This window comes from Pseudomonas bohemica, assembly GCF_002934685.1.
Classification (GTDB): domain Bacteria; phylum Pseudomonadota; class Gammaproteobacteria; order Pseudomonadales; family Pseudomonadaceae; genus Aquipseudomonas; species Aquipseudomonas bohemica.
In genome coordinates, this window is record NZ_NKHL01000119.1 from 17743 (window position 1) to 27087 (window position 9345).

General features: G+C 59.9%; 4 protein-coding genes and 2 pseudogenes. 2 read left to right on the forward strand and 4 right to left on the reverse strand.

Annotated elements, in window-relative coordinates; all coding sequences use genetic code 11:
- Positions 1-24 precede the first annotated feature (24 nt).
- On the forward strand, positions 25-2007 hold the full coding sequence (locus CE491_RS24405) for a glucan biosynthesis protein G (protein WP_110950901.1): 1983 nt from the start codon (positions 25-27) through the stop codon (positions 2005-2007).
- Positions 2000-4600, forward strand: coding sequence for a glucans biosynthesis glucosyltransferase MdoH (mdoH, locus tag CE491_RS24410; protein WP_110950902.1), 2601 nt, complete (start codon positions 2000-2002; stop codon positions 4598-4600). The genes CE491_RS24405 and mdoH overlap by 8 nt, the downstream gene beginning before the upstream one ends.
- 363 nt (positions 4601-4963) lie before the next feature.
- Here the strand turns inward: mdoH and CE491_RS31345 are convergent, their stop codons facing one another.
- The 4 genes and pseudogenes from CE491_RS31345 to CE491_RS31360 all read right to left on the reverse strand — a co-directional run.
- Positions 4964-5839 (reverse strand): methyl-accepting chemotaxis protein, encoded by an 876-nt coding sequence (locus tag CE491_RS31345; protein ID WP_407681368.1) that lies wholly within the window; start codon positions 5837-5839, stop codon positions 4964-4966.
- Positions 5822-6907 (reverse strand): annotated as a pseudogene (locus CE491_RS31350) (methyl-accepting chemotaxis protein); the annotation flags it as partial. The gene CE491_RS31345 and the pseudogene CE491_RS31350, both read right to left, overlap by 18 nt.
- A 273-nt stretch (positions 6908-7180) precedes the next feature.
- The gene (locus tag CE491_RS31355; protein ID WP_407681369.1) at positions 7181-8044 is read right to left on the reverse strand and encodes a methyl-accepting chemotaxis protein; all 864 of its coding nucleotides are present in this window, start codon (positions 8042-8044) and stop codon (positions 7181-7183) included.
- A 39-nt stretch (positions 8045-8083) separates the two neighbouring features.
- A pseudogene (locus tag CE491_RS31360) lies at positions 8084-9097 on the reverse strand (methyl-accepting chemotaxis protein); the annotation flags it as partial.
- Positions 9098-9345: the final 248 nt, after the last annotated feature.

A 9345-nucleotide genomic window follows, 5' to 3' on the forward strand; every position in this document is an offset into this window, starting at 1 on the left:
ATCTGTTTTCGGCGAGGGTTGCTCGTGATTGTTAGTCCATGTAATGCACCAAAGACCCCTGGCAAGCGCCTGCGTAGCGCCTTGTTGGTCGGGTCGGCTTTGTTTTGTCTTTTCGGCGCCGGCCAGCTCTGGGCGTTCGATCTTGACGACGTGGCGACAAAGGCCAAAGAACTGGCCGGACAGAAATACGTAACCCCAAAGAGCAACCTTCCGGCGGAATTCCGCGACATGAAGTTTGCGGACTACCAAAAGATTCGCTTCCTGCAGGACAAGGCTGAGTGGGCTGGCGACAAGATCCCATTCAAAATCTCGTTCTACCACCAGGGCATGCACTTCGACACGCCGGTGAAGATCAACGAAGTCACCGCAACGGCTGTCAACGAGATCAAATATGATCCAAACCGTTTCGATTTCGGCGATGTGAAGTTCGATCCCAAAGCCACCGACAACCTGGGCTATGCCGGTTTTCGCGTGCTGTACCCGATCAACAAGGACGACAAGCAAGACGAAATCATGACCATGCTGGGCGCGAGTTATTTCCGTGTCATCGGCAAAGGTCAGGTTTACGGCTTGTCCGCTCGCGGCATGGCCATCGACACCGCGATGCCCTCCGGTGAAGAATTCCCGCGTTTTACCGAGTTCTGGATCGAGAAGCCGAACCCGGATGACAACCATCTGGTGATTTTCGCGCTGCTCGACTCCCCTCGTGCCACCGGCGCTTACAAACTGACCCTGCGCCCGGGCAGCAATACCCTGGTCGACGTGCAGTCGCGTATGTACCTGCGTGACAAGGTCGGCAAACTCGGCGTTGCACCGCTGACCAGCATGTACCTGTTCGGCGCCAACCAGCCGTCCAAAGTCCTCAATTACCGTCGCGAGCTGCATGACTCCAGCGGTCTGTCGATCCAGGCAGCCAATGGCGAGTGGATCTGGCGTCCGCTGAACAACCCGAAACACCTGGCTGTCAGCAGCTTCTCGGTCGAGAATCCTCGCGGTTTCGGTCTGCTGCAACGTGGCCGCAACTTCAGCCACTACGAAGACCTGGATGACCGCTACGACAAGCGTCCGAGTGCCTGGATCGAGCCTAAAGGCGACTGGGGCAAAGGCACCGTTGATCTGGTGGAGATCCCGACTGCCGACGAAACCAACGACAACATCGTTGCCTTCTGGAAGCCGGAAACCCAGCCTGAGCCGGGTCAGCCGATCGATTTCAACTACCGCCTGCACTGGACCATGGACGAAGACTCCATTCACTCGCCTGATCTGGGCTGGGTCAAACAGACTCTGCGCTCGACCGGTGACGTGAAGCAGTCCAACCTGATCCGTCAGCCAGACGGCAGCGTGGCTTACCTGGTCGATTTCGTTGGCCCGACCCTGGCCAAACTGGGTGAAGATCCGGCGATCCGCAGCCAGGTCACCACCGATGACAACACTGAGCTGGTCGAAAACAACCTGCGTTACAACCCGGTTACCAAGGGCTGGCGGCTGACCCTGCGCCTGAAGGTCAAGGACACGAACAAGTCGGTGGAAATGCGTGCCTACCTGCTGCGTGAAACACCGGTCGAGCCTGGCAAGGAACCTGCGATCATCACTGCTGACAAATCAGACAAGAAGCCTGAGAAAAAAGCAGACGCCAAAGTCGCTGTGGCCGCTGCAGGCACGAAGGACGACAAGGCTGAAATCGTCAAGACAGACGCTGTAAAGGCCGGCGATGCCAAGGACGCGAAGGTGGCTAAAGTCGACGCGAAAGTCGATGGTAAGGACGCCGCTGTCAAAGGCGAGAAGGCTGATACCGCCAAGCCTGCAGACGCGGCCAAAGTTGCCGAAGCCAAGTCCGACGAGGCTTCCAGGCCTGAGGCCGCTCTGGCCGACGCTGCCAAGGCCAACAAAGCCAGTAAAGAAATCCCGCAGCCAGCTGTAGAGGCTGCATCCACCCAACAGGCGCCGGCCATGAATCAACAGATCCTGACCGAAACCTGGAGCTACCAGTTGCCAGCCGATGAGTAATTCACAAGCAGTGCCAGAGCTCTTGAATGAGCCTCTAACCGAGTACCTGGCACACCTGCCAATGAGCGACGAGCAGCGGGCAGAACTTGCCAGCTGCACCTCGTTCGCTGAGCTGCATGAACGCCTTTCGGCGCAGACTGTCGCCGATTCCGCCGAGGCCGCCCAGGCTTCGGTGGGTCGTCGTCTGACGCTGACCACCGCTGACGAACTGCACGAGGCAGAAATGCTGTCTGTAGACGCCAGCGGTCGGGTGACCCTGAAGGCTACCCCGCCGATCCGCCGCACCAAAGTCGTGCCCGAGCCTTGGCGGACCAATATTCTGCACCGCGGCTGGCGCCGGATGACCGGGAAAAAGAACCCGCCCAAACCGGCCAAGGACGACCTGCCCCGCGACTTGCCCAAGTCTCGCTGGCGTACGGTGGGCTCGATTCGTCGCTACATCCTGCTGATCCTGATGCTCGGCCAGACCATCGTCGCTGGCTTCTATATGAAAGGCATCCTGCCGTATCAAGGCTGGTCGTTGGTTTCGCTCGACGAAATCAGCCATCAGACCCTGTGGCAGACCGCCGTTCAAGTGATGCCGTACGCGTTGCAAACCAGCATTCTGCTGCTGTTCGGGATTCTTTTCTGCTGGGTCTCCGCCGGTTTCTGGACCGCGCTGATGGGCTTCCTCGAGTTGCTCACCGGCCATGACAAATACCGTATTTCCGGTGCCAGTGCAGGCAATGAACCGATCGAAGCCGGCGCCCGGACCGCGCTGGTGATGCCCATCTGTAACGAAGACGTACCTCGCGTATTTGCAGGCCTGCGCGCCACGTTCGAATCGGTCGCCGCGACCGGTGATCTGGATCGCTTCGATTTCTTCGTGCTCAGCGACACCAATGAAACCGACATCGCCGTGGCCGAACAACAGGCCTGGCTGGATGTCTGCCGCGAAACCAGCGGTTTCGGCAAGATCTTCTATCGCCGTCGTCGCCGTCGCGTGAAACGCAAAAGCGGCAACCTTGATGACTTCTGCCGTCGCTGGGGGGGGGATTACCGTTACATGGTCGTGCTCGACGCCGACTCCGTGATGAGCGGTGAGTGCCTGACCAGTCTGGTGCGCCTGATGGAAGCCACACCGGACGCAGGTATCATCCAGACCGCGCCGCGCGCCTCGGGCATGGACACGTTGTATGCGCGCATGCAGCAATTCGCCACTCGTGTTTATGGCCCTTTGTTCACCGCTGGCCTGCACTTCTGGCAGCTGGGTGAATCCCACTACTGGGGGCATAACGCGATCATCCGCATGAAGCCGTTCATCGAGCACTGCGCCCTGGCGCCGTTGCCGGGTAAAGGCGCTTTTGCCGGTGCGATTCTGTCCCACGACTTCGTTGAAGCGGCGCTGATGCGTCGTGCCGGTTGGGGTGTGTGGATTGCCTATGACCTGCCAGGCAGCTATGAAGAGCTGCCGCCGAACCTGCTGGACGAACTCAAGCGTGATCGTCGCTGGTGCCACGGTAACCTGATGAACTTCCGCCTGTTCCTGGTAAAAGGCATGCACCCGGTGCACCGCGCGGTGTTCCTCACGGGCGTGATGTCGTACCTGTCGGCGCCGTTGTGGTTCTTCTTCCTTGTGCTGTCCACGGCTCTGTTGGCGGTGAACACACTCATGGAACCGACCTACTTCATGGAGCCGCGCCAGCTCTATCCGCTGTGGCCGCAATGGCACCCGGAAAAAGCCGTCGCGTTGTTCTCCACGACAGTCGTTCTGTTGTTCTTGCCCAAACTGCTCAGCGTCGTGCTGATCTGGGCCAAGAGCGCAGTCGGTTACGGCGGTCGGATCAAGGTCACCCTGTCGATGCTGCTGGAGATGCTGTTCTCCATGCTGCTGGCGCCGGTGCGGATGATTTTCCACACCCGTTTCGTGCTGGCCGCGTTTTTGGGCTGGGCCGCGACCTGGAATTCGCCGCAACGTGACGACGACTCCACGCCGTGGAGCGAAGCGGTTAAACGTCATGGTCCGCAGACCTTGTTGGGCTTTGGCTGGGCACTGTTGGTGCTTTGGCTGAACCCAAGCTTCCTCTGGTGGCTGATACCCATCGTCGGTTCGCTGATGCTGTCGATCCCAGTGTCGGTGATTTCCAGCCGAACCAACCTGGGCCTCAAGGCACGTGACGCAAAGCTGTTCCTGATTCCAGAGGAACACACTCCACCGCAGGAGCTGATCTCTACCGATCAGTACACTCACGAGAATCGCTGGCATGCATTGAACGACGGTTTTGTGCGCGCCGTGGTCGATCCACAGCAGAACGCACTGGCGTGTGCGTTGGCGACTTCGCGTCACCGTCACGCCGAGCCTATCGAATGGATGCGCATCGAGCGCGTGCGCCACGCTATCAAAGGCGGCCCCGAGCAGTTGAACAACCACGAACGCCTGCAATTGCTGAGTGATCCGGTTGCGTTGGCTCGGTTGCATGAGGCGATTTGGGCAGAAGGCAACGAAGCCTGGCTCGAGGCGTGGCGAGCATCGGTCAAGGCCGATCCTCATGCGCCGCTGCTGCCATTGCAGCCTGCGAATCACCTGAACGTGCCGTCACTTGCCAATGCCTGATTGATCGGCCGCTGAGCTGAAAACGCCGCTGGAGAGTGATCTTCGGCGGCGTTTTTTGTAGAGCGGACTCAATGGCTTTCAATAAATCTTCGGGCTGACACCTGACCACTGTGGGGGGTGAGCCTGCTCACGGATGCTCTTTCCCTGTGCCACCGTGGCTAACTGGCCTGACGCCTTCGTGAGCAAGCTCACTCCCACAGTGCTTTTTGCCGTTCAAACGTTTTTGGCGAACGAAAACCTGTAGGAGTGAGCTTGCTCACGAGGGCGGTCTGTTCGTGAGTAAGCTCATTCCCACTGGTATCTGTGTCAGGCACCTAGCGCAGGCTCATTCCCACAGAGGAGTCAGGTCGGTCACGTGGAGCTTCAACTCACCCGAAACTTGCCGACCATCTCCTGCAAATGTGAACCCAATCGCGCCAGCTCAAGGCTCGAAGCAGCGGTTTCTTCGCTGGCGGCGGCGGTCTGTTCGGAGACGTCGCGCACGGTTAGTACGCTGCGGTTGATCTGTTCGGCAACCACGCTTTGCTCTTCGCCTGCCGTCGCGATCTGCTGGTTCATGGTCTGGATCGTTGAAACGGTTCGAGTGATCTGTTCAAGCGCGGCCCCGGCGCGTCGGCTCAGTTCGACGCTGCGGTCGGTAAGAGTGCGGCTGGCATCCAGCGTGCTGACCACCTGTTGAGTGCCGCTCTGCAAGGCCAGGATCAGCAGCTCGATTTCCTCGGTCGACTCTTGAGTCCGTAGGGCGAGGCTACGCACTTCGTCAGCGACCACCGCGAAACCTCGTCCGGCTTCCCCGGCCCGCGCCGCTTCGATGGCGGCATTGAGGGCCAGCAGATTAGTCTGCTGCGAAACGGACTTGATCACGTCCAGCACGCCGCCGATCTTGTCGCTTTCCTGCTTCAACTGACCCATGGCCTCTGTCGAGTTGGTCACCTCCGTCGCCAGGCGCTCGATCTGGCCAATCGCGTCGGCCACGACCTTGTCGCCCTCCCGAGCCTGTTGGTCGGCCTGAAGCGCGGCTTCGCTGGCTTCTTCAGCGCTGCGGGCGACCTCCATCACGGTCGACGTCATTTGGTTCATCGCTGTCGCCACCTGATCGGTTTCGCGCTTCTGATTGTTCACTCCGGCGCTGGTCTGCTCGGTCACGGCCGACAATTGGATGGCCGCGCTGGCAATCTGCGCGATTCCGTCGCTGATCCCGGCAATCAGCGCACGCAGGCGCAAAGTCATGTCCTGCATGCTTTGCTGCAGGCTGCCCATCTCATCGTGACGGCGGATGTCGAGGTCCACGCTCAGGTCGCCCCCGGCAATGCGTTTGGCGGCGCTAAGGGTCTGCTGCAGGGGCAGGATGATCTGCCGAGTGATCAGCCACGCCGCCAACAAACCCAGCACGATCGCTAAAGTGGCAACGGCGATGAGGGTATTGCGCGACTGATCCGCCTCACTGTCGCGCCGCTGGCTTTGCAGCGCGCTGATGTCGCCGGTGGAGGTGAGCAGGGTGTCGCCCATTCCTTCCATCGACTCATGCGCAGCTTCGGCCTGGGTCTGCAGCTCGTTAAGCTTGTTCAGCTGGGCGCGATAGTCTTCGAGTGCCTTCCTGGCGGTCATCAAGATGCTGGCATTGGTATCCGAGGGGCTCGCCATGATCTGCGCGACCTCCTTGAGCGCTTCGTCGATAGACGCGACCGCTGCTGTCTCAGACACCTCGTTGGCGGTGTAGAGATAGGCTTGAGCTTCGAATTGGGCATCATGAATGTGTTGGCGCAGTTGCAGGATATTGGTGAATTCGTCGAGCTTTTCGTTGTTGTCCTGTTCCTCGCTGACGGCTTTCAGTACATCGCCTTCAACCTGATCGACGGCCTTGATCAACACGTCCGAGAGGTTTTTCATCTGTAGCCGCGAGGCGTCCCGGCTTTGCAGCAACTGGCTCAACTCCGCGAAAGCGGTTTCCAGGGACCGCACGGTCTCGCTTTGTTTGTTGAGCATTTCAAGAATGTCGGCGGAGTGATCGTCGCGGCGTAATGTCACCAGATGCGCTTCGATTTCGTTGATTCGCTTCGATACCAGATTGGCACTGTCTGCCGTGTTCTCCATCCGGAACGTGATGCGTTCGGCACGAAGATCCTTGGTCATGGCGTTGAGTTGGGCGATCGAAGTCAGCGATTCCGAACGCTCGATCATGGTATCCAGCCCGTGCCAGCCGGTGAGCGTAATGACCAGCGTCAGCAACAATACCGCGCCGAATCCCAGCGACAGCTTGAGTTTGACGCTGGTATTGGCCAGCGCCCCGTTGATTCCTTGCGACATGGTGGGTCTCCTGCGGATGAACGTTAAACGCGCATCGGCAGGCGTGATGAAGACGTGACCTGACGAGGGTGTAGGAGATTTCCGAAGCGGCGGGAGGGGTGATTGGGGTCACAGATTCCACTGTGATAGCGCAGTTCCGATACGCCGCAATCACCCTGCGGGAGTGAGTTTGCCCACGAAGACTGCCCGACATTCACAGGACAATTAGCGTCTGAAAATCAGCCTTCGTGAGCAAGCTCACTCCCACGGGTTGGCGTCAGTCGGCAGCCAGGGTCAAACCCGAAACCGCCCGACCAACCCCTGCAAATGCGTCCCCAACCGCGCCAACTCGACACTGGAAGCAGCCGTTTCCTCACTGGCGGCCGAGGTCTGCTCGGACACATCGCGCACGTTCAGCACGCTGCGGTTGATCTCCTCGGCGGTGGCGCTCTGTTGCTCGGCGGCAGCGGCAATCTGCTGGTTCATGGCCTGGATCGCTGACACGGTTCGGGTAATGCTCGCCAGCGAACCACCGGCCCGGCGTGTCAGTTCTACGCTGCTGGTCGTCAGCTCGCGGCTGCTATCCATCATGGTCGCCACATGCTGCGTGCCGTTCTGCAGGCCGGCAATCAAGTCCTCGATTTCCTCGGTGGACTTCTGCGTGCGTTGAGCCAGGCTGCGCACTTCATCGGCGACCACGGCAAAGCCACGACCTGCCTCCCCGGCACGAGCGGCTTCGATGGCGGCGTTGAGCGCCAGCAGGTTGGTTTGCTGGGCGACCGGCTTGATCACGTCCAGCACGCTGCCGATTTTGTCGCTTTCACGCTTGAGTTCACCCATCGCCACGGTGGAATTTCCTACCTCATTGGCCAGACGCTCGATTTGGGCGATGGCTTCGTTGACCACCTTGTCACCCTCGCGTGCCTGTTGATCGGCCGCCACAGTGGCCTCGGAGGCTTCCTCGGCGTTACGCGCGACTTCCTGCACGGTAGCCGCCATTTGATGCATGGCGGTGGCGACCTGATCAGTCTCGACTTTCTGGCTGTTGACACCGGCGCTGGTCTGCTCGGTCACAGCGGAAAGTTCTTCCGCGGCGCTGGCGATTTGCGTCACGCTGTCGCTGATGCCGCCGATCAGGTCGCGCAGGCTGAGGGTCATGCGCTGAATGCCGCTTTGCAGCTGGCCCAACTCGTCACGGCGGTCGATATCCAGGTTGTGGGTCAAGTCGCCGGCCGCCACGCGGTCCACCGCCGCCAGCGTCTGTTTCAACGGCAGGGTGATCTGGCGTGTGATCGCCCAAGCCGCCAGCACGCCGAAGAATAGCGCCAGCACCGTCGCCAGGCTCAGCATCAACTGCGCCTGACGGCTGTCGGCATCGCGCTTGGCGTTCTGCGAGGCGGTCAGTTTGTCGCTGACGTCGAGCAACTGCTGGCCCAGCGCAGTCATCTTCTCCAGCGCCTGACGGCTGACTTGTTGCGCATCGCGATACTGACCCACGGCCGCGCGATAACCCTTGAGTGCAAGATTCGCCCGTTGCAGCTGTGGGATGTATTGAGACGAGACATCGCCCGCCAGGGTGTTCACGCCGATGATGGCTTCATCGATAGCAGCGTCGGCGTTCTTTTCGAAATCGGGATTGCCGCTGAAGGTGTAGCCGCGCACTTGAAAGCGTGCCTGCTGAATCTGCTTGCTCACGCCGACTGCGCTGTTGAATTGCAGGATGTTGTCGTGCTGGATCAGTGCCTCTTCGATCTTGTTGACCTCATCCACCGCGGCGTCAGCCGTTGCGCCCAGATTGACGCGACTGGCCTCGCGCACCTGGATGGCCTTGGTCATGTCGTCGAAGGCGCGGCGGTAATCTGCCGCGGCCTGCGTCTGGGCGTTCAGCAGCTTCACGTCGTCACCGACAGTGAGTTGGCCGCGGGCCCTCGTGAGGTCATCGTCGAGCGTGTCCAGCGCGGTCATGACTGCCCTCGCAGAATCGGCGTTGGACTGGGTTTCGTAAATCATGCGCGCGGTGCGCAGTTCCAGCGTCTGTTCGCTGATCTGCGAAATCGTCGCCAGCTTGTCGCCGCGCTCGATCAGCGTCTTCACGCTCGACCAACCAGTGGCGGCAATGATCAGCGTTAACAACAACACCAGCCCGAAGCCGATCCCGAGCTTGCGACTGACACTGATATTTTCGAGGCGTTGGGCAGTCCAGCGGTACATGGGGATTCCTTGCGCATTGTTTTATGGACATCTGGTTATCGGCGCAGAGGCATTGAAGCTGAAGTAGCGCTTAGGCGGCGATCCTGCCAAGTGCTGCCGCTGGTGCGCACAGTATCCAGACCCGGACCTGTTACGACGGCAGCGCGTAATCATTCAGTGAACCAACGTCGCCTGAAAGACCGCATTCGCCACTGTCGCACAGCTCCAGAAGCTCCCACAGGTTCAGCGGCGTTCGCACTTCTTGGGCT